22 protein-coding genes are annotated in these 22,640 nt (G+C 55.9%); 16 read left to right on the top strand and 6 right to left on the bottom strand.

What is annotated here, in order from left to right; all coding sequences use genetic code 11:
- The first annotated feature begins 7 nt into the window (after nucleotides 1–7).
- Genes I6L44_RS02575 through I6L44_RS02550 form a run of 6 tightly spaced genes read left to right on the top strand, consistent with a single transcriptional unit; the run spans nucleotide 8 to nucleotide 6,383 of the window.
- Nucleotides 8–514 (top strand): TRAP transporter small permease, encoded by a 507-nt coding sequence (locus tag I6L44_RS02575; protein WP_216953204.1) that lies wholly within the window; start codon nucleotides 8–10, stop codon nucleotides 512–514.
- Nucleotides 515–534: 20 nt separating this feature from the next.
- The gene (locus I6L44_RS02570) at nucleotides 535–1,836 is read left to right on the top strand and encodes a TRAP transporter large permease (protein WP_216953203.1); all 1,302 of its coding nucleotides are present in this window, start codon (nucleotides 535–537) and stop codon (nucleotides 1,834–1,836) included.
- 20 nt (nucleotides 1,837–1,856) lie between these two features.
- Nucleotides 1,857–3,317 (top strand): fructuronate reductase, encoded by a 1,461-nt coding sequence (locus I6L44_RS02565; protein ID WP_254204253.1) that lies wholly within the window; start codon nucleotides 1,857–1,859, stop codon nucleotides 3,315–3,317.
- A gap of 41 nt (nucleotides 3,318–3,358) precedes the next feature.
- Entirely contained in the window at nucleotides 3,359–4,783 is a 1,425-nt protein-coding gene (gene uxaC / locus I6L44_RS02560; protein ID WP_216953202.1) for a glucuronate isomerase, read from the top strand.
- Complete coding sequence (locus I6L44_RS02555; protein ID WP_216953201.1) at nucleotides 4,780–5,742, top strand: sugar kinase; 963 nt, start codon at nucleotides 4,780–4,782, stop codon at nucleotides 5,740–5,742. Before uxaC ends, I6L44_RS02555 begins: the two co-directional genes overlap by 4 nt.
- A gap of 14 nt (nucleotides 5,743–5,756) precedes the next feature.
- Entirely contained in the window at nucleotides 5,757–6,383 is a 627-nt protein-coding gene (locus I6L44_RS02550; RefSeq protein ID WP_216953200.1) for a bifunctional 4-hydroxy-2-oxoglutarate aldolase/2-dehydro-3-deoxy-phosphogluconate aldolase, read from the top strand.
- A gap of 112 nt (nucleotides 6,384–6,495) precedes the next feature.
- Here I6L44_RS02550 and rluB read toward each other — a convergent pair whose 3' ends face one another.
- The 5 genes from rluB to I6L44_RS02525 form a co-directional block, all read right to left on the bottom strand.
- Nucleotides 6,496–7,419 carry a 23S rRNA pseudouridine(2605) synthase RluB gene (rluB, locus tag I6L44_RS02545; RefSeq protein ID WP_005347347.1) on the bottom strand — a complete coding sequence of 308 codons (924 nt, stop codon included), beginning with the start codon at nucleotides 7,417–7,419 and terminating at the stop codon, nucleotides 6,496–6,498.
- A 134-nt stretch (nucleotides 7,420–7,553) separates the two neighbouring features.
- Nucleotides 7,554–8,126, bottom strand: a complete 573-nt coding sequence (scpB, locus tag I6L44_RS02540; protein ID WP_005338125.1) for an SMC-Scp complex subunit ScpB — start codon at nucleotides 8,124–8,126, stop codon at nucleotides 7,554–7,556.
- Entirely contained in the window at nucleotides 8,110–8,979 is an 870-nt protein-coding gene (locus tag I6L44_RS02535) for a ScpA family protein (protein WP_185716070.1), read from the bottom strand. The genes scpB and I6L44_RS02535 overlap by 17 nt, the downstream gene beginning before the upstream one ends.
- Nucleotides 8,972–9,592, bottom strand: coding sequence for an L-threonylcarbamoyladenylate synthase (locus I6L44_RS02530; RefSeq protein WP_005338129.1), 621 nt, complete (start codon nucleotides 9,590–9,592; stop codon nucleotides 8,972–8,974). The genes I6L44_RS02535 and I6L44_RS02530 overlap by 8 nt, the downstream gene beginning before the upstream one ends.
- Before the next feature lie 106 nt (nucleotides 9,593–9,698).
- Nucleotides 9,699–10,580, bottom strand: coding sequence for a PHP domain-containing protein (locus I6L44_RS02525; RefSeq protein WP_216953199.1), 882 nt, complete (start codon nucleotides 10,578–10,580; stop codon nucleotides 9,699–9,701).
- A gap of 436 nt (nucleotides 10,581–11,016) precedes the next feature.
- Between I6L44_RS02525 and I6L44_RS02520 the strand changes: the two genes are divergently transcribed.
- From I6L44_RS02520 to I6L44_RS02480, 9 genes are all read left to right on the top strand, one after another.
- On the top strand, nucleotides 11,017–12,648 hold the full coding sequence (locus I6L44_RS02520) for an anthranilate synthase component 1 (RefSeq protein WP_216953198.1): 1,632 nt from the start codon (nucleotides 11,017–11,019) through the stop codon (nucleotides 12,646–12,648).
- A complete protein-coding gene (locus I6L44_RS02515) occupies nucleotides 12,645–13,262 on the top strand; it encodes an aminodeoxychorismate/anthranilate synthase component II (protein WP_013723977.1) in 618 nt (205 codons plus the stop codon). The genes I6L44_RS02520 and I6L44_RS02515 overlap by 4 nt, the downstream gene beginning before the upstream one ends.
- A 15-nt stretch (nucleotides 13,263–13,277) precedes the next feature.
- Complete coding sequence (gene trpD, locus I6L44_RS02510) at nucleotides 13,278–14,306, top strand: anthranilate phosphoribosyltransferase (RefSeq protein WP_159158454.1); 1,029 nt, start codon at nucleotides 13,278–13,280, stop codon at nucleotides 14,304–14,306.
- Nucleotides 14,306–15,802, top strand: coding sequence for a bifunctional indole-3-glycerol-phosphate synthase TrpC/phosphoribosylanthranilate isomerase TrpF (trpCF, locus tag I6L44_RS02505; protein WP_216953197.1), 1,497 nt, complete (start codon nucleotides 14,306–14,308; stop codon nucleotides 15,800–15,802). The genes trpD and trpCF overlap by 1 nt, the downstream gene beginning before the upstream one ends.
- Nucleotides 15,803–15,849: 47 nt before the next feature.
- Nucleotides 15,850–17,043, top strand: a complete 1,194-nt coding sequence (trpB, locus tag I6L44_RS02500) for a tryptophan synthase subunit beta (RefSeq protein ID WP_005338139.1) — start codon at nucleotides 15,850–15,852, stop codon at nucleotides 17,041–17,043.
- The gene (trpA, locus tag I6L44_RS02495; protein ID WP_042032437.1) at nucleotides 17,040–17,846 is read left to right on the top strand and encodes a tryptophan synthase subunit alpha; all 807 of its coding nucleotides are present in this window, start codon (nucleotides 17,040–17,042) and stop codon (nucleotides 17,844–17,846) included. The genes trpB and trpA overlap by 4 nt, the downstream gene beginning before the upstream one ends.
- A 727-nt stretch (nucleotides 17,847–18,573) precedes the next feature.
- A complete protein-coding gene (locus I6L44_RS02490) occupies nucleotides 18,574–19,074 on the top strand; it encodes a hypothetical protein (RefSeq protein WP_216953196.1) in 501 nt (166 codons plus the stop codon).
- Nucleotides 19,075–19,249: 175 nt separating this feature from the next.
- On the top strand, nucleotides 19,250–19,645 hold the full coding sequence (locus I6L44_RS02485) for a hypothetical protein (protein WP_216953195.1): 396 nt from the start codon (nucleotides 19,250–19,252) through the stop codon (nucleotides 19,643–19,645).
- A 186-nt stretch (nucleotides 19,646–19,831) separates the two neighbouring features.
- Nucleotides 19,832–20,809, top strand: a complete 978-nt coding sequence (locus tag I6L44_RS02480; protein WP_167564779.1) for a hypothetical protein — start codon at nucleotides 19,832–19,834, stop codon at nucleotides 20,807–20,809.
- Nucleotides 20,810–20,823: 14 nt separating this feature from the next.
- Here I6L44_RS02480 and I6L44_RS02475 read toward each other — a convergent pair whose 3' ends face one another.
- Nucleotides 20,824–21,369 (bottom strand): metal-dependent hydrolase, encoded by a 546-nt coding sequence (locus I6L44_RS02475; protein ID WP_216953194.1) that lies wholly within the window; start codon nucleotides 21,367–21,369, stop codon nucleotides 20,824–20,826.
- 348 nt (nucleotides 21,370–21,717) lie between these two features.
- Here I6L44_RS02475 and I6L44_RS02470 point away from each other — a divergent pair, with 348 nt between their 5' ends.
- Nucleotides 21,718–22,497 (top strand): BPL-N domain-containing protein, encoded by a 780-nt coding sequence (locus I6L44_RS02470; RefSeq protein WP_216953193.1) that lies wholly within the window; start codon nucleotides 21,718–21,720, stop codon nucleotides 22,495–22,497.
- The last annotated feature ends 143 nt before the right edge of the window (nucleotides 22,498–22,640 follow it).

Below are 22,640 nucleotides of genomic sequence, written 5' to 3'. Positions count from 1 at the left end.
ATAAGTAATGAAAAAATTTATCTTTCATCTAAATCAGACGCTCGCAATATTTACAATTTGCTTGTCTGTCTTTTTAGTTGTGTGTGTCGTGTGGCAAGTGTTGTCACGCTACATCTTTGCCACCCCTAGTACCATAACAGATGAGCTATCTCGCTATTTGTTCATGTGGGTCGCAATGATAGGGGCGGCCTATACCACAGGACAAAAAAGACATCTAGCAATTGACTTGCTCGTCATGAAGCTAAGTGGTAAACGAAAGATTTTGGCAGAGCTCTTCATTCAAATAGCGATCACTGCCTTTGCGGTTATTGTACTTATCTATGGCGGTTCAGTTCTAACTATCCAAACCTTAGCCGCAGGCCAGTTAACACCAGCTCTCGGTATCGAAATGGGGTATGTATATTTCTGCCTCCCCATCACCGGCATCTTGATGGTGATTTACTCAATACACTTCATGCTTTTACTTGTGACAAAAAAGCAAAATAGTTTCGATGTTGTTCCCGAACAATGTTAATCAGGATTAAGGTGTAATTTATGGACTGGCAAGTCATTCTCACTTTGTTTGGAAGTTTTGGAATATTATTGTTTATTGGTCTTCCGGTTTCATTTGCAATCGGATTGTCTTCATTACTTACCATCGCAATGGCATTACCACTTGATACGGCAATCACAGTCGTTGCGCAACGAATGGCTGTGGGAATGGATAACTTTGCTCTATTAGCGATCCCATTCTTTATTTTAGCTGGTAATATCATGAATCAGGGAGGTATCGCTGCACGACTAATCAACCTAGCGAAAGTTCTTGGGGGTCGCTTACCAGGTTCACTGGCACATGTGAACATAATGGCCAATATGCTTTTTGGTGCTATTTCAGGTTCTGCTGTTGCTTCTGCTGCCGCCGTTGGTGGCACTATGGCACCGATGCAGAAAAAAGAGGGATATGACCCTGCATTTTCTGCAGCCGCCAATATAAGCTCTTGTCCAAGCGGTTTACTGATTCCTCCCAGTAACACCCTAATTGTTTTTTCTTTAGTATCTGGGGGGACTTCTATTGCAGCATTATTCTTGGCTGGCTATATCCCAGGGATATTAATGGGATTGAGCCTAATGATCGTTGCAGGTATTATCGCCAAACGTAGAGGCTATCCAGTTTCCCCAAAACCAAGTTGTTCCCAAATATGGGATACTACAGTTAAAGCACTGCCTTCGTTACTACTCGTCATACTTATTATGGGTGGAATTATTGGTGGAATATTTACTGCGACAGAAGCATCCGCCATCGCAGTTATATACACGTTAGTCTTGGCTGTATTAATATACCGAGAGGTATCATTCAAACAGTTACCAAAAATAGTGCTCGAATCTGCGATTACAACCTCGATTGTACTATTGCTAGTCGGTGCATCCATGGGAATGTCTTGGGCAATGGCTAATGCTGACATCCCCTATATGATTTCGGATGCGTTATTGGCAGTTTCTGATAACCCCTTGGTACTTTTATTGATAATAAATATCATCTTGCTGATTGTGGGAATTTTTATGGATATGACTCCCGCAGTCCTCATCTTTACACCAATATTTCTACCTATTGCGCTAGATCTAGGAATTGATCCCGTCCACTTTGGCGTAATGATGACCTTTAATCTGGCGATAGGGATCTGTACCCCTCCAGTCGGAAGTGCACTTTTCGTAGGCTGCTCGGTTGCAAATATATCTATTGACCGAGTAATCAAACCATTACTGCCTTTTTACGCGGCCATGTTCATCTCACTGATGTTGGTCACATATATCCCGCAACTTAGCTTGTGGCTCCCTCAGATCTTGCTTGGCTACTGAGCAACAAGGATAACATACCAATGAATATTGCTAGCTGTGAGCTTCATACAAAAAAATTAAACACTATGTATCTACGTGGTGAACTAAAAAGCCGGATCGTCCACCTTGGCTTCGGCGCATTCCATCGAGCACATCAGGCACTGATCACGCACGAAATGCTGGCTAAACATGGCGGAGACTGGGGGATCTGCGAGGTCAACCTGTTCGGTGGAGAGGAGCTGATCCGATCGCTCAGAGCACAAGACCACCTCTACACCGTGCTGGAGAAGGGTGCCGAGAGCGTACAGCCCAAAGTGATTGGTTCTGTGGTGGAGTCACTGCACCCCACCTTTGACGGCATGTCCGCCATCCTCGAGAAGATGGCAGAACCGCAAGTCGCCATTGTATCCATGACGATCACTGAAAAAGGCTATTGTGCAGACCCTGCCACCGGGCAGTTCAACCCTCAGAATCCGTTGATCCAGCACGACTTGCAGCACCCTGATGCCCCCACTTCCGCCATCGGCTGCATCGTTGCCGCCCTGCGCCTGCGCAAAGAGCGTTGCCTCCCCCCCTTTACAGTCATGTCTTGCGACAACGTGCAGGAAAATGGTCATGTTGCACGTCAGTCCATTCTGGGATTTGCCGAACTGCTCGATGGAGAGCTGGCATCCTGGATCCGTGAGCAGGTCACCTTCCCTTGCACCATGGTCGACCGCATCGTACCTGCAGCCACCCCGGAGACGCTGGCCGAGATTGAGCAGGCAATTGGTGTGGCTGACCCCTGTGGTATTGCCTGCGAGCCATTCCGGCAATGGGTGATTGAAGATAATTTCGTCAATGGCCGACCAAACTGGGATCTGGCCGGTGCCGAATTTGTCAGCAATGTCGTGCCCTTTGAAGAGATGAAATTGCGCATGCTGAACGGCAGCCACTCATTTCTCGCCTATCTCGGCTACCTCGGCGGCTATGCCCATATCGCAGACACCATGACCAATCCGGCCTACCGCCAGGCAGCACTTGATCTGATGCTCAATGAACAGGCGCCAACCCTGAACATGCCTGTTGGAACTAATCTCGAGGGCTATGCCCAACAACTGATCACCCGTTTCACCAACCCCTCGCTCAAACACCAGACCTGGCAAATCGCCATGGATGGCAGTCAAAAGCTGCCACAACGCATGGTCGACTCCGTCCTCTTCCATCTGAAGAACGGCAGTGATTACCGGCATCTGGCATTGGGCATCGCCGGATGGATGCGTTATGTCAGCGGTGAGGGAGAAAACGGTGAGGTGATCGATGTCAGGGATCCCCTGCTACCCCGCTTCCAGGCGATCTATGCAGAGCACGGCCTCAGTTGCAACGTGGTCAAACCGTTGCTGGCCATTGAGGCCATCTTTGGCCCGGAACTGCCGCAACAGGGTGCTTTTGTCGATGCGGTCACTCGGGCCTATCAAGGACTGCTTGACCACGGCGCCCGTCACTGCGTCGCTGCGCTCTAATCACCATATCTGGCAACGACCGGGCCAAGGGAGAAATGAATATGAAGTCTTTCCTGTGTAAGGATTTTCTGTTGAACAGCGATGCGGCACGTCATCTCTACCATGACTATGCCGCTGATATGCCTATCTATGACTACCACTGCCATCTCAATCCACAAGAGATAGCGGAAGATCGCCGATTCGATGATCTGGGCCAGATCTGGCTGGAGGGGGACCATTACAAATGGCGAGCCATGCGCAGCGCCGGTATCCCTGAGGCTCTGATCACCGGCAAAAACAGCAGCAGTCGTGACAAGTTCAATGCGTGGGCACAGACAGTCCCGCAAACGCTGGGTAACCCTCTCTATCACTGGACCCATCTAGAACTGCGCCGCCCCTTCGGTCTGGAGGGTATCACCCTGGCGCCAAACACCGCCGACAAGGTATGGGATCACTGCAACGAACTGCTCGCCACCCCGGCCTTCTCCGCCCGCGGGTTGATGCAGCAGATGAATGTCCGCATGGTCGGTACCACAGATGATCCGGTGGATTCACTTATCTATCATCGCCAGATTGCCGAGGACCCCGGTTTTGCTATCGAGGTGCTCCCCAGCTGGCGCCCCGACAAGGTATTCAAGATCGAGCAAGCCGGTTTTGCTGACTACATTGGGACATTGGGTGCCGCCGCCGATGTCGACATTACTACCTTTGCCGACTTGCTGACTGCGCTGGAACGGCGCCTTGAACACTTCGCCCGACATGGTTGCCGGGCAGCGGATCACGGTATCGAAGTGGTGCGTTATGCACCAGTTCCCTCCGATGCGACCCTGACTCAACTGCTCCAGCGCCGACTGGCCGGAGAGGTGCTGGACGAATCGCAGATTGCAGCCTTCTCCACTGCCGTTCAGGTATGGCTCGGCCGTCAATACGCCAAGCGAGGCTGGGTGATGCAGTTGCATCTGGGCGCTCAACGTAATAACAACAGCCGCATGTTCACTCTGCTTGGCGCAGACTGTGGCTTTGATTCTATCGGAGACAAGCCGTTTGCCTGGGAGCTTGCTCATCTGCTGGATGAGATGGATCAAACCGATGAGCTGCCCAAGACCATCCTCTATTGCCTTAACCCTCGTGATAACGAGGTGCTGGCAACCATGGCGGGCAACTTCCAGGGGGGAGGCATTGCAGGCAAGATCCAGTTCGGCTCAGGCTGGTGGTTCAACGATCAGAAAGATGGTATGCAGCGCCAGCTGGAGCAGCTCTCTCAACTAGGCCTGCTCAGCCAGTTTGTCGGCATGTTGACCGACTCCCGCAGCTTCCTCTCCTACACTCGCCACGAATATTTCCGCCGCATTTTGTGCGACATGGTGGGGCGCTGGATTGAGCAGGGCGAAATCCCCAATGACCTGCAGCTGTCCGGGAAAATGATCCAGGATATCTGCTATCACAATGCAACCCGCTACTTTCAGCTGCCAGGAGCCCGGGGATGAAACGGATTGCCCTGCTCGGGGAGTGCATGATTGAGCTCAATGGCACGCCTTTTGGCGACATGCAGCAATCATTCGGGGGCGATACCCTCAATACCGCCATCTATCTCGCGCGTGCCTCCCAACCCACCGATATTCAGGTGAGTTATCTGACCGCCATGGGCCAGGATCCTCTCAGCCAGCAAATCATCCTGCGCTGGCAACAGGCCGGGATCGACACCAGCGCGGTGCTCATCGACCAACAGCGCCATCCCGGCCTCTATCTTATCCAGCTTGATGAGCACGGCGAGCGCACCTTTCTCTACTGGCGCAACGATTCAGCTGCCCGTTACCTGATGCAGCATCCGCAGTTGCCACAGCTCAAGCAGGTCGTCAGCGACGTGGATGCGCTCTATCTCAGCGGTATTTCGCTGGCGATCCTGCCCGCGGCAGATCGGCAGGCGCTGCTGCTGTGGCTGGCTGAACTGCACCGGGCGGGCGTAGCGATCATCTTTGACAGCAACTATCGCCCCGCCCTGTGGCAGAGTCCGGCCGACGCCCGGGCCTGTTACCAGCAACTGCTGGCCATCACCGCGCTGGCCCTGGTCACCGACGACGATGAGCAGGCCCTGTGGGGGGACGAGGATGTGACCCGGACCCTGCAGCGCCTCAAGGCGGCCGGGGTGCAGCAGGCGGTGGTCAAACAGGGGGCGGCTGGCTGCTGTTACCAGGCCCTGCAAACCGGGGAACCTGCCATCACTATCCCTACCCAAGCGGTCAGCAAGGTGGTGGATACCACCTCGGCCGGTGACTCCTTCAATGCCGGTTTTCTGGCTGGCTACCTGCAAGGACGGGCGATCGACGAGTGTGCCCGCATGGGCCACCGACTGGCGGGGATCGTCATCCAGCACAAGGGGGCAATTATTGCGGAAAGTGCCACCCGCAGTGTCACCGACAGCTTCATCAAACCAGCATCACACTAAACGAGGTCAACTGAATGTCATCCATTACTGAACAACTGCAGGCGCTGAAAGTGATCCCGGTGATCGCCATCGAGCAGGCTGAAGATATCATTCCACTGGGGGCAGCCTTGGCCAATAACGGGCTGCCGGTTGCCGAGATCACCTTCCGCTCCGCCGCGGCTGTCGAAGCTATCCGTTTGCTGCGCAAGGCATATCCAGAGATGCTGATTGGCGCAGGCACCGTGCTCAACCGCGAGCAGGTGAGCGCAGCCAAAGAGGCGGGCGCTACCTTTATCGTCTCCCCCGGTTTTAACCCCAATACGGTCAAGGCCTGTCAGGAGCTCGACATCCCCATCATCCCTGGGGTCAATAACCCCAGCACCATTGAAGCGGCGCTGGAGATGGGGCTGACGACCCTGAAGTTCTTCCCGGCCGAAGCATCGGGTGGTAGCGCGATGATCAAGGCGCTGCTGGCACCTTATACCCAGATCACGCTGATGCCCACCGGCGGGATCTCGACTCACAATATCAATGAATACCTGGCGATCCCGCGGGTCATTGCGTGTGGTGGTTCCTGGATGGTCGACAAGAAACTGATCGCAGAGAAACAGTGGGAAGAGATCGGCCGACTCACTCGTGAAGCGGTGGCACAGGTCCAATAATATTGCCGCCAGGCAACGCGCTGACAAAAAAGGCCCGCACCTGTTGGTGCGGACCTTTGCTTGGCCGACTGTGCGCTATTTGACGGCACGCAGTTCGCAACGGGTTATCGGCTTACTTGCTGCCGGTGCCGGAGTTGCGGGTAGAGGCTTGCGGCTTGCGACGGGCGGTGGTGGCGCGAGCGCGGGGCTCTTTGCCCTGCATCTCTTTGTGACGCTGCACGGCGCGACGGATCTGGGCGGCCTGCTTGTGGCGGCTGGTTTTGCCATCTTGCTGCAGATCGACCTTGGATTCGGTCTCCGGCGGCAGGTTGACCAGACCGCGCAGGTAGTTCACTTCCGGCAGTTTAAGCTCTTGCCAGCCGCCGCGCGGGATGCCGCGATCCAGCTTGACGTCGCCGTAGCGGATACGCATCAGGCGGCTCACCTGCACTTCCTGGGATTCCCACAGGCGGCGCACTTCACGGTTGCGTCCTTCGGTCAGGGTGACGTTGAACCACTGGTTCAGACCCTCACCGCCAGCCGGTTTGATCTTGTTGAACTTGGCGGTGCCATCTTCCAGCTGCACGCCCTTGCGCAGACGCTGCAGCATGGCTTCGGTGATCTCGCCAAAGACACGTACCGCGTATTCCCGCTCCACTTCGTGGCTCGGGTGCATCAGACGGTTGGCCAGCTCACCATCGGTGGTGAACAGCAACAGACCGGAGGTGTTGACGTCGAGGCGGCCGACCGCGATCCAGCGGGCCCCTTCCATCTTGGGCAGACGATCAAACACGGTGGGACGACCTTCCGGATCGTGACGGGTACACATCTCCCCTTCCGGCTTGTGGTAAGCCAGTACGCGGCAGATCACTTCCTCTGCGGCACGGGTCTTGACCTGGTGACCATCCACCCGGATCACGGCGTTCACTTCGACGCGATCCCCCAGTGTGGCGACCTTGCCATCCACACTGACCCGACCTGCGGTGATCAGGGCCTCCATCTCACGACGGGAGCCGTGACCCGCGCGGGCCAACACTTTTTGCAGTTTTTCACTCATCGGGGTTACCTGATTGTTGATCGCTGCCCACTGGTAAAAGGGGCAACGGGGTTAACTGTAACAAACGCCGGTTGGAGCACTCGCCACAGTTGAAAAATGTATATCTCGGTGACATCGGCACGCTTGGGCGCCATTCACCGGGCATCGTTCTCCCCGTCCACCGCAGAGGGCAACAGGGGTTGCAGCTCAGGATCCAGCTCGGGGAGCTGCTCCAGACTCTGCAGATTAAAGTAATCCAGAAACTCTCTGGTGGTGGCGAGCAGCTCGGGGCGACCGGCTACCTCTTTGTGGCCTATGCTGCGCACCCAGCCACGCTCTTTCAGGGTATTCACTATCTGGCTCGACACCGCCACCCCGCGGATCGCTTCGATCTCGGCCCGGGTGATGGGTTGGCGATAGGCAATCAGGGTCAGCGTCTCCATCACGGCGCGCGAATAGCGCGGCGCCCGCTCGCTCCAGAGCCGCGAGAGCTCTTCGGCATACTCCTGACGCGCCTGAAAGCGCCAGCCGGAGGCGACCTCCTTGAGCTCGACGCCTCGCGAGCTGTAATCTTGCCTGATCTCGGCCAACAGCAGCTGAACATAGCGACTGGTCACCGGATAATCGGCCAGCACGCTGCTTTTCAGCTCGCTGACATTGAGCGGACGACCGGCCACGAACAGCGCCGCTTCGATCAGGGTCTTGAGTCGTTCAGTGGGCAGCGCCACGGTTGCCCTCCTCGCTCTGCTCGGCCAATGCGAAATGGATTGGGCCGAGTGGTTCTGCCTGCAGGATCCAGATCAGTTGCTCCTTGCACAGCTCCAGCAGGGCCAGAAACGTCACCAGCACCCCCATGCGCCCCTCTTCGGCGCGCAGCACCTGCTCAAGGCGCAGGGTCTGCCCCAGAGTCAGCATGGCGAGGATCTCCGCCATGCGCACCCGGGTCGGGATCTGTTCGCGGCGGATCTGGTGATGTTCGAAATGAGTCGCGCGTTTTACCACACTTTGCATGTAAAGGGCGAGCTCAACCAGCGAAACATCGGGCGCCAGTGGCTTGAGGGCGCCAAAATCGGGGGGCAAGGCAGCGGCGATATAAATTTCCCGCTCCACCCGTGGCAGCTCATTGACCCTCTCCGCCCCTACCTTGTAGCGCTCGTACTCCTGCAGGCGGCGGATCAGGGTCACCCGCGGGTCTTCTCCCTCCTCTTCATCCTCCAGCTCCGGCGCCTTGGGCAACAGCAGGCGGGATTTGATCTCCGCGAGCCAGGCTGCCATCAGCAGATACTCAGCCGCCAGCTCAAGGTTGAGCCCCTGCATCAGCTCCACGTACTCCATGTACTGGGCGGTGATCTGCAGGATCGGCAGGTTGAGGATATCGAGCTGCTGACGCCGGATCAGATAGAGCAGCAGATCCAGCGGCCCCTCGAAGGTATCGAGGAACACCTCCAGCGCATCGGGCGGGATGAACAGGTCCTGGGGCAGCTCGTGATAGGGCTGCCCCAGGACTTTCGCGATGGGTAGTACGGCGCCAGTCCCCGTCTCGGCGGAAGGAACAGTCACCGGTTCAGCGACATCACTCAAACGGGGTCGGGTCTCCGGCACCGCGACGACGCAATACCGGCTCGTCGTCAGAGAAATCGACCACAGTGGTGGGCTGCTCGCCCAGATAACCGCCGTTGACCACCAAATCGATCTGCTTGCCCAGCTTGTCGAAGATCTCTTCCGGGTCGAACTCGGCCATCTCGGAGTCCGGCAGGATCAGTGTGGTGGAGAGCAGCGGCTCGCCGAGGGCTTCCAAGAGCGCCTGAGCTATCTTGTTGTCCGGCACCCGGATGCCGATGCTCTTTTTCTTCTCGTTCATCAGGCGGCGCGGCACCTCTTTGGTCGCCTTGAAGATGAAGGTGTAGGCGCCCGGGGTATTGTTCTTGATCAGGCGAAACGCGCTGTTGTCGACCTTGGCGTAGGTGGAGATCTCGGAGAGATCGCGGCACACCAGGGTGAAGTCGTGGTTGGCGTCGAGGCGACGGATGCGGCAGATGCGCTCCAGCGCCCCTTTGTCACCCATCTGGCAACCCAGCGCATAACCGGAGTCTGTCGGATAGACGATCACGCCGCCGTTCTGGATGATCTGTACCGCCTGACCGATCAGACGGGCCTGGGGGTTTTCCGGATGTACGTAAAAATGCTGACTCATAGCTCGTTCTCGCAATGGGGGCAGCAATACCTGCCCGCTCGTATGGTCACGGGTCAAAGACCCATGACACTACCTTAACCTGTTTGTGGCCGCTTCGCTGGCGCCGTTAGCGACTCGCCAGCAGCTCGGCATGTCGCTCGGTGGTGAGCCCGAAGTGACCGGGATAGGCCAACCAGACGGGCATCCCCTCTTTGGGCAGCCAGAGGTGGCGGCCCAGCTCGGTCCAGTTGGAGGGGAAGTGAAAATCCGATCCCACCGAGATATAGAGGTCGTGATCCTTGGCCCACTGGCCCAGATTGGCCCGCTCCTGCGGACTCTGCTGGGGCAATGAGACCTCCATGGCATCGCCACCGACCGCCTTGAAGGCCACCAGCAGCCGCTTGATCCACTTGGCGGTGAGATCGTAACGGCTGGGGTGAGCCAGCACCGCCAGTCCACCGGCGGCATGAATGGCCGCGATAGCTTCGCTCATCTCGGGCCACTCGGCCGGGGCATAGCCTTTATTGCCACGGCTCAGGTACTTTTTGAATACCTTCTGCATATTGTCGGCCACCCCGCGCGCCACCAGCACCCGGGCAAAGTGGGCGCGGGTCACGGCGGCGTCACCGGCGAGCTGTTTGGCCTCTTCATAGGTGCCGGGGATGAGGCACTTTTCCAGACGACGCCCGATTTCCTGCGCGCGCGCCTCGCGACGGGCCAGCTGACCAGCCAGAAAGTCGGTCAGCTGCTGATTTTTTTCATCCACCCCCAGTGCCACGATATGGATCTCGTGGTGCTCCCAGCCGGTGGAGATCTCGACCCCGCTCACCAGTCGCAGCGGCAGTTGCTCGGCATCAATGGTGCGGCGTACTTCATCAAGCCCGGCGAGGGTGTCGTGGTCAGTAACTGCTAACACCTCGACCTGTTTTTCGGCGGCGCGGCGCACCAGTTCGGCTGGGCTCAGCACCCCGTCGGAGGCAGTGGTATGGCAGTGAAGATCGAATCTCATCAGGTTATTCCGCTCTCGTGGTCAGGTCACCATTCATGGCAAATCGGTGAAAGAAGACTAAAAAGCGACTTGACTTGGCCGCGGCTTTATCGTTTTCTGTAGGCACTTCATTGCAAACATCTTTTTACAGGACTTTATCATGCAAACGACTTCCATCCTGACCATCTGGTGGTGGCACACTCCCTGACATGCGGGCGTGTGGTCGTTGCTGTACCTGTAATCTGACAGCAAATTAAGAACCCAAAGAAAAAGCCCGCTGACCCCAGCGGGCTTTTTTATTATCCGGCAAATGGACCTGTGATGAAACCGAGAATTCAGACAAGCAAGCTGACCTGGCGATGGCGCCCCTGAACCAGCCACCCCGGACCAATAAAATTTCTAAGGAATTCAAAGTCATGAACATCGGTAAAACGCATCACACGCAAGGGAACGCACTATGACAGCCACACATCGCCTTCCTCTGGGTGAATTCGATACCCTCAAACTCAACGCCCCCTATGTGGCCGATCCGCTGGCGCTCTATACCCGCCTCTGTCAGGGCCGCCCCAACAACCTGCTGCTGGAATCGGTGGAGATCGACTCCAAGGCAGGCAAACAGAGCCTGCTGCTGGTCGATGCTTGCCTGCGCATCGAGTGCCGTGGCCGCACCGTGCGGGTGCGCAGCCTGAACGACAACGGCGCTCAGTTGCAGAGCCTGCTGGCCGAGCGGCTGCCTGCGGTGGTGGCTCGTTCGCTGGTAGATGGCGAGCTGCAGCTCGACTTCCCGGCCTCCGATCGGGAGCAGGACGAAGATTCCCGCCTCAAGGGGGGCAGCGTGCTGGACGTGCTGCGCACCCTGCAGCGGGAGCTCGATTGCCAGTTGGGTAAAGAGGCCCTGTTTATGGCGGGCAGCTTCGCCTACGACCTGATCGCCTCTTTTGAAGATCTGCCCGACGTGCCGGAGGGGAGCAACGACTGCCCCGACTACTGCTTCTATGTGGCCGAAACCCTGATCACTATCGACCATATCGAACGCACCACTCAACTGCTGGCCTGCATCTTTGGCGGCGATAGCGACGAAAGCCAGGTTGAAGACAGATACACCCGCCTGACCGAGCGACTCACCGACTTCAAACAGATTTGCCAACAACCCCTAAGCGCCGAGCTGACCACCCAGCCTCTGACCGGTGGCATGAGCGTGGACAAGAGCGACAAGCAGTTCTGCGCCGAGGTGGAGAAGCTCAAGGGCTTTATCCGCCGGGGTGACATCTTCCAGGTGGTGCCGTCCCGCTGCTTCTCCCTGCCCTGCCCCAGCCCCATCGCCGCCTATCGCCGCCTCAAACAGACCAACCCCAGCCCCTACATGTTCTATGTGCAGGATGAGGGCTTCACCCTGTTTGGCGCCTCCCCCGAGAGCGCGGTGAAGTTCTGCGCCACCAGCCGTGACGTTGAAATGTACCCCATCGCCGGTACCCGCCGCCGCGGCTTCAACCCCGATGGCAGCATCAACCGGGATCTCGATGGCCGCATCGAGCTGGAACTGCGTCAGGACGAAAAAGAGGTGGCCGAGCACCTGATGCTGGTAGATCTGGGCCGCAACGACATCGCCCGCATCTCGGAGCCCGGCACCCGCTACGTCAAGGAGCTGCTGAAAGTGGATCGCTACAGCCACGTGATGCATCTGGTCTCCAAGGTGGTGGGCACCTTGCGCTCTGACCTTGACGCCCTGCACGCCTATCAGGCCTGCATGAACATGGGCACCCTCACTGGCGCCCCCAAAATCCGCGCCAGTGAGCTTATTCGCATGGTGGAAGGCAAGCGCCGCGGCAGCTACGGCGGCGCGGTCGGCTACATCAACGGCGCTGGCGAGATGGATACCTGCATCGTCATCCGCTCCGCCTTTGTCAAAGAGGGCGTGGCCCACGTGCAGGCCGGTGCCGGGGTGGTCTATGACTCCAAGCCGCAAGCCGAAGCGGACGAAACCCGCGCCAAGGCGGCCGCCGTGCTGGCCGCCATCGCTGCCAGCCATGGCACCTCCCTGCAAGCCCTGAGCGCCCAGCAGGAGCAACATAAGGACGTGAGCCAATGAGTACCGGATCAACAGCCACTAACATCTTCCTGCTCGATAACTTCGACTCCTTTACCTACAACCTGGTGGATCAGTTCCGCTCCCTCGGCTATCCGGTGCGGATCTACCGCAACAGCCTGCCGGCCAGCCGCATCATGAGCGAAATCGCCGCCTGCGAAGGGGATGCGGTGCTGGTGCTCTCGCCGGGCCCGGGCGCCCCCCACGAAGCGGGTTGCCTCATCGACCTCATCAAACTGGCCCGCGGTCAGGTGCCCATCCTCGGTATCTGCCTCGGTCATCAGGCCCTTTGCGAAGCCTACGGCGGCACCGTCGGCGCCGCGGGCGAGATCGTCCACGGCAAGCGTTCGCTGATTGAGCACAACGGCCACGGCGCCTTCGCCGGTCTGCCGAGCCCGCTGCCGGTGGCCCGCTACCACTCGCTGGTCGCCACCTATGTACCGGAAGAGCTGACGGTGATTGCCCACTATCAGGGCATGCCCATGGCCATCGAGCAGCAGGATGAGCGGGTACTGGGCTTCCAGTTCCACCCGGAATCCATCATGACCTCGGAAGGGGCCCGTCTGCTGACTCAGGCGCTCGCCCATATCACCCGTCCAGAAAGCAGCGTGCGTTAAGGTAAGGAGACCAACATGCATCAACATCTCAACACCCTCTATCAGGGTCAGTCTCTGAGCCGTGAAAGTACCCGTGACGCCTTCGGCCAAGTGGTACGTGGCGAAGTGGACCCCATCGTGCTCGCAAGCCTGCTGACTGCCCTCAAGATCAAGGGGGAGACCCCGGAGGAGATCGCTGGCGCCGCCGAAGCGCTGCTGGCCGAAGCGCGCGACTTCCCGCGTCCGGATTACGAGTTTTGCGACATCGTCGGCACCGGTGGCGATGGCCTCAACACCATCAACGTCTCCACCACTTCGGCACTGGTCGCCGCCGCCTGCGGCCTGAAAGTGGCCAAGCACGGCAACCGCTCGGTCTCGAGCAAGTCGGGTTCGAGCGATCTGCTGGACAAAATGGGCATCAAGCTCGACATGAGCCCGGCGCAGGCGCGCCGCTGCCTCGATGAGCTCGGCATCTGCTTCCTGTTCGCCCCCCAGTACCACGCCGGGGTGCGCCATGCCATGCCTGTGCGCCAAGCCCTCAAGACCCGCACCCTGTTCAATGTGCTGGGGCCGCTTATCAACCCCGCTCGCCCCACCTATCAGCTGATGGGCGTCTATGCCCCCGAGCTGGTGCGCCCCATCGCAGAAACCCTGCTGGCACTGGGGCTGAAAACCGGTATGGTGGTTCACGGCGCCGGGCTCGACGAGATTGCCATTCACGGCCCGACCCAGGTGGCCCAGATCCGTGACGGCGAGATCCGCGAGTTTCTGCTCACCCCGGCTGACTTTGGCCTCGAGACCTACCCGGTCAGTGCCATTCAGGGTGGTGAGCCTGAAGAGAACCGCGCCATCACCGCCGCCATTCTGGAAGGGCGTGGCACCCCGGCCCACAACGCCGCCATTGCCGCCAATGTGGCGCCGCTGCTGCTGATGGCGGGCAAGGCGACCGATCTCAAGAGCGCGGCGGCCGAGGTGCTGGCGGTGCTGGCGAGCGGCAAGGCTGCTGAGCTCGCCGCCCGGCTCGCCACTTTAAGCCATCAGGAAGCGGGTCATCAGGAGGCATGATGTCAGCCACCACATTGCACAGCAGTCATTCAGAACGCCCGCAGGGCAAGAGCCAGTTTCGCAAGGATAACGAGATGTCAGACCTTATTGCCCCCCATGCTTTTCTGAACATGGCCTCCATCAGCCAGACCATTCTCGGCAAAATCGTGGCGGCCAAGCAGGAGTGGGTCGCCGCCCGCAAGCTGGCCCAGCCGCTGGAGAGCTTCCAGAGCGCGCTGACCCCCAGCGATCGGGATTTCGTAGGCGCCCTCAAGGCGGGCTCCACCCGCTTTATTCTGGAGTGCAAGAAGGCTTCCCCCTCCAAGGGCTTGATCCGCGATGACTTCAGCCCGGAGGCCATCGCCGACATCTATGGCAAATACGCCACCGCCATCTCTGTGCTGACCGACGAGAAGTTCTTTCAGGGGGATTTTGCCTTTTTGCCGCGGGTGCGCAGCCGCGTCAGCCAGCCGGTGCTCTGCAAGGATTTCATGATTGACCCCTATCAGGTCTATCTGGCCCGCCACTATCAGGCGGACGCCATCCTCTTGATGCTCTCGGTACTCACCGACGAGGGCTATCGCGCCCTGTTCGCGGTGGCCAAGGAGCTGGGTCTTGGCGTACTCACCGAGGTGAGCAACGAGGAGGAGCTGACCCGCGCCATCGCGTTGGGGGCGCCGGTCATTGGCATCAACAACCGGGATCTGCGCGACTTGAGCGTCGATCTCAACCGCACCAAACAGCTGGCCAAAGATATTCCGAGCGATCGGGTGGTGATCAGCGAGTCCGGCATCAATCACCGCGCTCAGGTGGCGGATCTGCGCCAGCACGCCAAGGGCTTTCTGGTGGGCTCGTCATTGATGGCCGAGCCGGATCTGGAAGCGGCTGTGCGTAAGCTGGTACTGGGTCAGAACAAGGTGTGCGGCCTGACCCGCGCCGAGGATGCCGCCACCGCCCATCAGGCGGGCGCGGTGTTCGGGGGTCTTATCTTTGTGGCCAAAAGCCCGCGCTATGTGGACATCCCCGCCGCCCGCGCCGTGATGGCGGGCGCACCGCTCTCCTACGTCGGGGTATTTCGCAACGCCCAGCCCGCCACCATCGCCAAGACGGTGGATGCGCTGGGACTCGCCGCGGTGCAGCTGCACGGCGATGAAGATGCCGCCTATATCGAGATCCTGCGCCCACTGCTGCCAGCGGGCTGCCAGATCTGGAAAGCAATCGGAGTCACAAGCGGCGAGCCGCTACCCGACCTCGACTACCCGGCGGATCGCCTGCTTCTCGATACCAAAGTAGGCAGCCAGAGCGGTGGCACCGGTCAGGCGTTCGACTGGGCCCTGCTGGCCACGCTCGACAAGAACAAGCTGATGCTGGCAGGCGGCCTTAATCCCGACAACGCCCTGCAGGCGGCACAAGTGGGCTGCCTCGGCCTTGATTTCAACTCCGGGGTAGAGAGTGCCCCGGGCCAGAAGGATGCGCACAAGATTGCAGCCGCCTTCGGCGCACTGCGCAACCTGTAACGCACCCCTTTTTGATGTTTCGATTTAGCTAATACAAGGAAGAAGCCATGACCCTGCTCAACCCGTTTTTCGGTGAATTTGGCGGTATGTATGTACCCCAAATCCTTATCCCGGCCCTGCTCCAGCTGGAGAAAGCCTTTGTCGATGCCAAGGATGACCCGGCCTTTATCGCCGAGTTTCAGTCCCTGCTGACCGAGTATGCCGGTCGCCCGACCCCGCTCACCTTGACTCGCAATCTGACCAAAGGCACCAAGACCCGCCTCTATCTGAAGCGTGAAGATCTGCTGCACGGCGGCGCCCACAAGACCAACCAGGTGCTGGGTCAGGCGCTGCTGGCCAAGCGGATGGGCAAGAACGAGATCATCGCCGAGACCGGTGCTGGCCAGCACGGCGTGGCCACTGCCCTGGCCTGTGCCCTGCTCGGCCTCAAGTGCCGGGTCTATATGGGTGCCAAGGATTGCGAGCGCCAGAAACCGAACGTATTTCGCATGAAGCTGATGGGCGCCACCGTCATTCCGGTGCACTCCGGCTCCAGCACCCTGAAAGATGCCTGCAACGAGGCGCTGCGCGACTGGGCTGCCAACTACGAGTCGGCCCACTACCTGCTCGGTACCGCCGCCGGCCCACACCCCTTCCCCACTATCGTGCGGGAGTTCCAGAAGATGATCGGCGAAGAGGCCAAAGCCCAGTGTTTCGAGAAGGAGGAGCGGCTGCCCGATGCGGTGATCGCTTGCGTCGGCGGCGGGTCGAACGCCATCGGCATGTTTGCCGACTTTATCGATGAGCCGTCGGTGCGCCTTATCGGCGTCGAGCCAGGTGGTCACGGCATCGAGAGTGGCGAGCACGGTGCGCCTCTCGGTCACGGCAGCAAGGGGGTCTTCTTTGGCATGCACTCCTACCTGATGCAGGACAATCAGGGGCAAATTCAGGAGTCCTACTCCGTCTCGGCGGGGCTCGACTTCCCCTCCGTCGGCCCGCAGCACGCCCATCTGGCCGCCATCGGCCGCGCCGAGTACCCCTCGGTGACCGACAAGGAGGCGCTGGACGCCTTCCAGGAGCTGGCCAAATCCGAAGGCATCATCCCGGCGCTGGAGTCCTCCCACGCGCTGGCCCACGCCCTCAAGATGGCCCGCAGTGAACCGGAAAAAGAGCAGGTTCTCATCGTCAACCTCTCCGGCCGTGGCGACAAAGATATCTTCACCGTCGCTGACATTTTCGAGAAAGAAGGAACCTTGTCATGAACCGTTACGCACAACTCTTCTCCCGTCTGGATGCGGCCAATCAGGGCGCCTTTGTGCCGTTCGTGATGCTGGGTGACCCCACCCCCGAATTGTCGCTGGCCATCGTCGATGCGCTGGTCGCAGGGGGCGCCGATGCCCTCGAGCTCGGCATTCCCTTCTCCGATCCGGTAGCAGACGGCCCCACCATTCAGGGCGCAGCCCTGCGTGCCTTTGCCAGCCACACCACCCCGGACGACTGCTTCGAGCTGCTTGGCCGCATCCGCGCCAAGTACCCGCAGCTGCCCATTGGCCTCTTGGTCTACGCCAACCTGGTCTATGTGCGCAAAATTGACGGCTTCTACGAGAAGTGCCAGCAGGCGGGTGTGGATTCGGTGCTGGTCGCCGACGTACCGGTGCAGATGTGCGCCCCCTACAAGGCGGCCGCCGACAAGTTCGGCATCGACAGCATCTTTATCGCCCCGCCCAATGGCGACGCCGAGACCCTGAAACAGGTGGCGGAGCTTGGCAATGGTTACACCTATCTGGTGAGCCGCGCCGGCGTCACCGGTGCCGAGACCAAGGCCGGCATGCCGGTGGAGGGGCTGATCAATACCCTGCGCGAGTTCAACGCCCCCCCCGCCCTGCTCGGCTTTGGCATCAGCGAGCCGGCTCAGGTGCGTGAGGCCATCGCCGCCGGCGCCGCCGGTGCCATCTCCGGCTCCGCCGTGGTGAAGATCATCGAGACCCATCACCAGAACCCGGAACATATGCTCACTCGTCTGAAAGAGTTTGTGGAAGGGATGAAGGCCGCGACCAATAGATAAGGGGCGGCATGGGTCAAATGCCATTAGCCGTGAGTGATCCGGCTGCGTATCTACCTTACGCATAGCAGCCATCGTTGCATCACCGCATCAAAGGGAGCCTGACCGGCTCCCTTTCTTTTTATCTCGCTCGCACCCGCTTGCAGCTCTCGGCGCCTTGCCCCCTCTCCCTCCGGGAGAGGGCTGGGGTGAGGGCGGCTTTGCATTCCCTGCCAAATGAGTTGCTCACTCAGCGTACGCCCTAATGACTAATTTATTGATCCAACACAGATTCCCACAAAAACATGCTTCTCAACCCTCTCCCCTCGCCCTTAAGATAGCCAAACGACAATCCCTCTCTCGGGAGCGCACCATGGCTGCGATTGTTGCTATCTCGCAGGTTAAAAGCAGCGAACTGGGAGCTGTCACTCAGGGGCGGTAGCGTGGTTTTTACAGGTTGGCGCAGCGTGTAGCAAAGCCCAACTGGCGAGCATTATTGCGCCAACCGGATCGGGATAAAAAAAATGTGGTAGATCGGTAAAACAAATTTACAGATATATTCTCGGTAAACGTTGGGCTTCACTTCGTTCAGCACCAACCTACGATTTTTAGCCCAACATACGCGATGGTAATATTTTTATTTTTCTCGTCGTAACTATCAGAGCAGGACTGAGTTATACGGAAGGCTATGCTATTGAGTTAGTATCGTCTTACATCTTATCACCGTTATATTATTAAATAGAAGTATAAAATGAGTTTAGATTTGTACTTAAAAGAAGAAAAGAATAAGATTATTAAAAAAATCCAAGAAGCTAATTACCCTAAGCAACATCCATTCTTAGATGATAAATTTGAGGGAGATTTTTATCATCTTATTTTATCTATTTTTATGAAGTTCACTAATAGTGAAGTAATAGTAGATGATCTGATATTTAAAAAATTAAATGGGAAAGTCGCAGGAAAATATGACCACAATAGATTTCAAGAAGGGATTGGTGAGTTTAATGTCCTTTATTATCTTTTTTGTTGTTTTTTATTAAAAACTAACAATGATAATGTTGCACTGAAGGGCGTATACTATGAACCGCCAGCATTTGTAAAAGATAAAACTCTTGAGTATGCTCTTGACTTAAAGCTTGGAAATGGTTCTGCTTTAGTCACTGTCGAAGTTAAAACTATTGAAACAGCACCTGAATATCGTGAAGAATCAAGTTTGAAAATCGGTTGTAAATATGTAAAGCCATTTTTTTAGCGGTGTTTCTCTAGATCATTTATCGGAAAGAGAAGATTATAACAACCTAACTTTATTAAAGGCTTCTACTCACTATCGGCAGTTATCTAAAAATATAAAAAAGATAAATAAAAAATTCCGTTATGAGACAGCTGTTATAAATCTTGGAGTCGTTGTTTTTCAATATGCAACTAGTATGGATGAGTTGTTTTCATACTTATACCACCCTGTGAATGGCATTTATATAAAGAACCCAGAACACTTTGAAAACTTAGATGCATTAGTATTCTTTTCTTTAACCCCCACTCCTGATTTGATGTTTAGTGATCTATATGAAAAGAACCATGTATTAACTATGCGCCTCACAAATGAAGATTGGAAAATATATATGCTAGACTTTTTAAGATTAGATAATTATATTTTCAAAAATAATGTAGTGGAGGATTGGGTGCTACCATACGTTGAAAAAGAGTATGGAATTTTTGAGTATCGACTAGCCAATGGATTGCTATTCTTCATTAATGAAGAAGATGACATTGAAAAAGCTGATAAACATGCTGAAGAATTGAGTAAAAAAATGAAAGGGTTGTGATAACTAAACAAGATAATGGTGATAAAATATAACAAACATTAGGAACCCTGTCTTTTCGAGCAAGACATATCATAGCCAATACTCAAGAAGATGGAAGAATAATCTTTATGGCGGTAATTAAGGCTGACCTGAGCCGGTTGAATCACAACCACCGTCACCAACTTATCTTCGGTCAAAAGGATTTATATGATAGAACCTATAGTTTATATTAGTCCTGCATTTCGAGGAGGACTCATTCCTTCTGATTTATTTAGAACAGAAGCAACAATTATGTTTGATGTTTCTTGCGACATGGTCATACATGGCGGAATAATATTCCATATAGAATATGAAGAATTCATTCTCTCCCTAAGCTTTCAAAATAATTCAATTGTATTCCAAAGAAATGATACTGTTTCTGTTTTAGAACTTAACGAGTTTATTTATCTCTCTGCTGATATCCGAACATTTGTTATTTGGTCAACTTCAAGCATCACCCTTAACTGTGGAATAAATAGAGATTCCCGCAAACATTATGAGATAAAAACAAAATCTGTCGCCCCGCCTGTCGAACTTTTACGCTGGGCAAGAAAGAATAGTCTTTTAAATAAAGACATCTATCATTCAGAGGAGGAGTTTCGGAACAGGGTATATTCATCTTTATCATCTATCAACGATAAAATCAGCGAAGCTAATGCATATAAATCATTTTGGAATATCGAGTACAAAGGGCAAAAAATAATATCTAGAAAACCCAAAATAGAGGTTGACTTACAGCCAGTCATTCACTGTATGTTGTCTGATCAAATGCTATTAAGTAATATCGAAATCATTCCAGAATATGGTGCTGGCGTTGGTAATATCGATTTTGTTTTAATCGCATCAGTCAAAGATCGTGGAATGGTAAGGCTCTGCGTGGAATTCAAACTAGCTCACTCTAAAGATCTAGCTCATGGTCTCATTCAACAACTACCAGCATATATGGCTTCTACAAAATCTAAATATGGTGCTTACTGTATTTTGAGTTTCAAAGGTGAGTGGTTCGATAAGCCAAATATTGGCGATGATATAGACATCCAAGATCATGTAAATAAAATTGGCATTAGGGATAACAGCCCAGTTTTAGATAACATAAGAACATTTATTTTCGACATGACAAAACCTATAACAGCCAGCAAAATTTAATCATAAAAAAGGGCTCACATTTTTAAGATAAAATCAGGCCCCCACACCCGCCACCCCATCAACCCCAGCATCAATACAATTCCCGGCAGCCAGACCCAGTAGAGCCCGGAGAGGATCACCGCCTCACCTCGGGCGGTGAAGTAGGCCTCCAGTTTGAAGGGGGCGACCCGGATCACCTGCCAGGGGGCAAAGAAACGCTCGTCACGCCAAGGCCAGAGCCAACCAACCCCCTTGCCGCCGGTGGTGAGGGAATCGAGCAGGCTGTGGGAGAGCAGAGAGACCAGCAGAAACGACCAGACAGTGGCGGCACTGGCCCGAAATTGGCGGTGAAACAGCATGGCCAGTGTGGGTAGAGCAAAGGCGAACAGCAGGGAGTGGGTAAAGCCGCGATGGCCAAAAACATGGCCATAAGCGACCCCCAACTTGAAAGCGAGCACGTCGGCATCGGGCAGCATGGCGATGGCAACCCCAGCCAGCAGCAGGCGGGGCGAGATAATCCGGCTGCCAAGCCCAAGTCCAAGGCAGAGAGGGACGGCGGCGTGGGTAACTATGGTGGGCATAGAATAAAGCTCCAACTGAAAACGTGAACCTACCCTACCCCCGCTCGGTGAAGTGAAGGTGAAGTGCGCTTTCTTTTGTTGTTGGATATCCCCCTCGAATTCTTATCCATCAGCCATAAGAGGCGTCACTCAGAAAGTGATGAAAACGGCTGTCACACGAGCCCCCTAAGCCTAGGCCGAGCTTCTGTCGTTTATCCCTTCTGTATTGGCTCGTTCGTTGTGTGTCGAACGCAGGCCCAATCAGCGTTGGCACGTTAACTTGAAATGTTCATTTAACAGCGGCTGACATGCAGAACGGGATCGTGATAAGTAGTCTCTTCGATTCACATCACAGGGACAGTGGCAGCGATGAATGTATCAAAAGGCATCAGGCTGATTGCGAGCGTTATCAGCCTTTGGTTAGTGACAACAGGATGCATGGCAGAGGCCGCCTCTGCGCAGCCGCAGCAAGAGCCGTATGCGCTGATCTATAACGGGCCGGTTTCTGATGGGGATAGCACCAAGGCGATTGCAGATGTGGTCAGGCAGGTGGGCTTGCCGGTCAGGTATCTCTCCAATATCGGGGCGCTGCCTGCAGAGCTCAATAATGCCAGGGTATTTATCGTTGGCGGCACTGAGGATGATGTTGAGCCGCTCCTCAATGGGTTTACCCCGCAAGCGCGCTCGGCATTAAAAACCTATTTGCTAAGCGGTGGCCGCTACCTCGGGATCTGTGGGGGCGCATTTGTGGCATCCACCGGCTGGTCTGAGGACGAGGGCTTTGTGCCGGCGCTGGGCCTTGTTCCTGCCACATCCGATGATTATGACGGCGACTTTAGCGCCAGGATCTTCCCTATCAGCTGGCTTGATGAAGAGCGCCAGATGTATTACCAGGCCGGCCCGCAATTTACGCCGGTGCCAAGCCCCGAGCAGGTCAAGGTTATCGCCCATTTTCAAAACCATCATATTGCCGCGTTGATCAGCTCATATGGCAAAGGCAAGGTGGCGGTTTCCGGGCCACACCCCGAAGCCCCCGAATCATGGAAAGCGAACGCAGTGGACGGCGACAAGATGGAGTCGAATATTCATCTAGCCGTTGGACTCGTCAACGAGTTGCTCTCCGAAGAGCCCGTCACCCATTCGAATTAGTCGCATCCCTACGCCCCTGGATTTGCTCCCATTGATCGGCCCGGAAGTCAGGCCATCCAATCGACCGCAATCCATAAAAAAACCACCTACCTGCAAAAGGTCGGTGGTTTTTTTATCGGTGGCAGATCACGGGTAGCCGATAC

Origin of the sequence: Aeromonas sp. FDAARGOS 1414 (assembly GCF_019047065.1) — a bacterium.
Classification (GTDB): Bacteria; Pseudomonadota; Gammaproteobacteria; order Enterobacterales; family Aeromonadaceae; genus Aeromonas; species Aeromonas veronii_A.
Note: the sequence above shows the minus strand (reverse complement) of the source record. Positions and strands in the feature narration are given on the sequence as shown.

Coding starts and splice junctions, on each gene's coding strand:
- I6L44_RS02575 (WP_216953204.1), top strand. CDS start 8: ATGAAAAAATTTATCTTTCATCTAAATCAGACGCTCGCAATATTTACA.
- I6L44_RS02570 (WP_216953203.1), top strand. CDS start 535: ATGGACTGGCAAGTCATTCTCACTTTGTTTGGAAGTTTTGGAATATTA.
- I6L44_RS02565 (WP_254204253.1), top strand. CDS start 1,857: ATGAATATTGCTAGCTGTGAGCTTCATACAAAAAAATTAAACACTATG.
- uxaC (WP_216953202.1), top strand. CDS start 3,359: ATGAAGTCTTTCCTGTGTAAGGATTTTCTGTTGAACAGCGATGCGGCA.
- I6L44_RS02555 (WP_216953201.1), top strand. CDS start 4,780: ATGAAACGGATTGCCCTGCTCGGGGAGTGCATGATTGAGCTCAATGGC.
- I6L44_RS02550 (WP_216953200.1), top strand. CDS start 5,757: ATGTCATCCATTACTGAACAACTGCAGGCGCTGAAAGTGATCCCGGTG.
- rluB (WP_005347347.1), bottom strand. CDS start 7,419: ATGAGTGAAAAACTGCAAAAAGTGTTGGCCCGCGCGGGTCACGGCTCC.
- I6L44_RS02530 (WP_005338129.1), bottom strand. CDS start 9,592: ATGAGTCAGCATTTTTACGTACATCCGGAAAACCCCCAGGCCCGTCTG.
- I6L44_RS02525 (WP_216953199.1), bottom strand. CDS start 10,580: ATGAGATTCGATCTTCACTGCCATACCACTGCCTCCGACGGGGTGCTG.
- I6L44_RS02520 (WP_216953198.1), top strand. CDS start 11,017: ATGACAGCCACACATCGCCTTCCTCTGGGTGAATTCGATACCCTCAAA.
- I6L44_RS02515 (WP_013723977.1), top strand. CDS start 12,645: ATGAGTACCGGATCAACAGCCACTAACATCTTCCTGCTCGATAACTTC.
- trpD (WP_159158454.1), top strand. CDS start 13,278: ATGCATCAACATCTCAACACCCTCTATCAGGGTCAGTCTCTGAGCCGT.
- trpCF (WP_216953197.1), top strand. CDS start 14,306: ATGTCAGCCACCACATTGCACAGCAGTCATTCAGAACGCCCGCAGGGC.
- trpB (WP_005338139.1), top strand. CDS start 15,850: ATGACCCTGCTCAACCCGTTTTTCGGTGAATTTGGCGGTATGTATGTA.
- trpA (WP_042032437.1), top strand. CDS start 17,040: ATGAACCGTTACGCACAACTCTTCTCCCGTCTGGATGCGGCCAATCAG.
- I6L44_RS02490 (WP_216953196.1), top strand. CDS start 18,574: ATGAGTTTAGATTTGTACTTAAAAGAAGAAAAGAATAAGATTATTAAA.
- I6L44_RS02485 (WP_216953195.1), top strand. CDS start 19,250: ATGGATGAGTTGTTTTCATACTTATACCACCCTGTGAATGGCATTTAT.
- I6L44_RS02480 (WP_167564779.1), top strand. CDS start 19,832: ATGATAGAACCTATAGTTTATATTAGTCCTGCATTTCGAGGAGGACTC.
- I6L44_RS02475 (WP_216953194.1), bottom strand. CDS start 21,369: ATGCCCACCATAGTTACCCACGCCGCCGTCCCTCTCTGCCTTGGACTT.
- I6L44_RS02470 (WP_216953193.1), top strand. CDS start 21,718: ATGAATGTATCAAAAGGCATCAGGCTGATTGCGAGCGTTATCAGCCTT.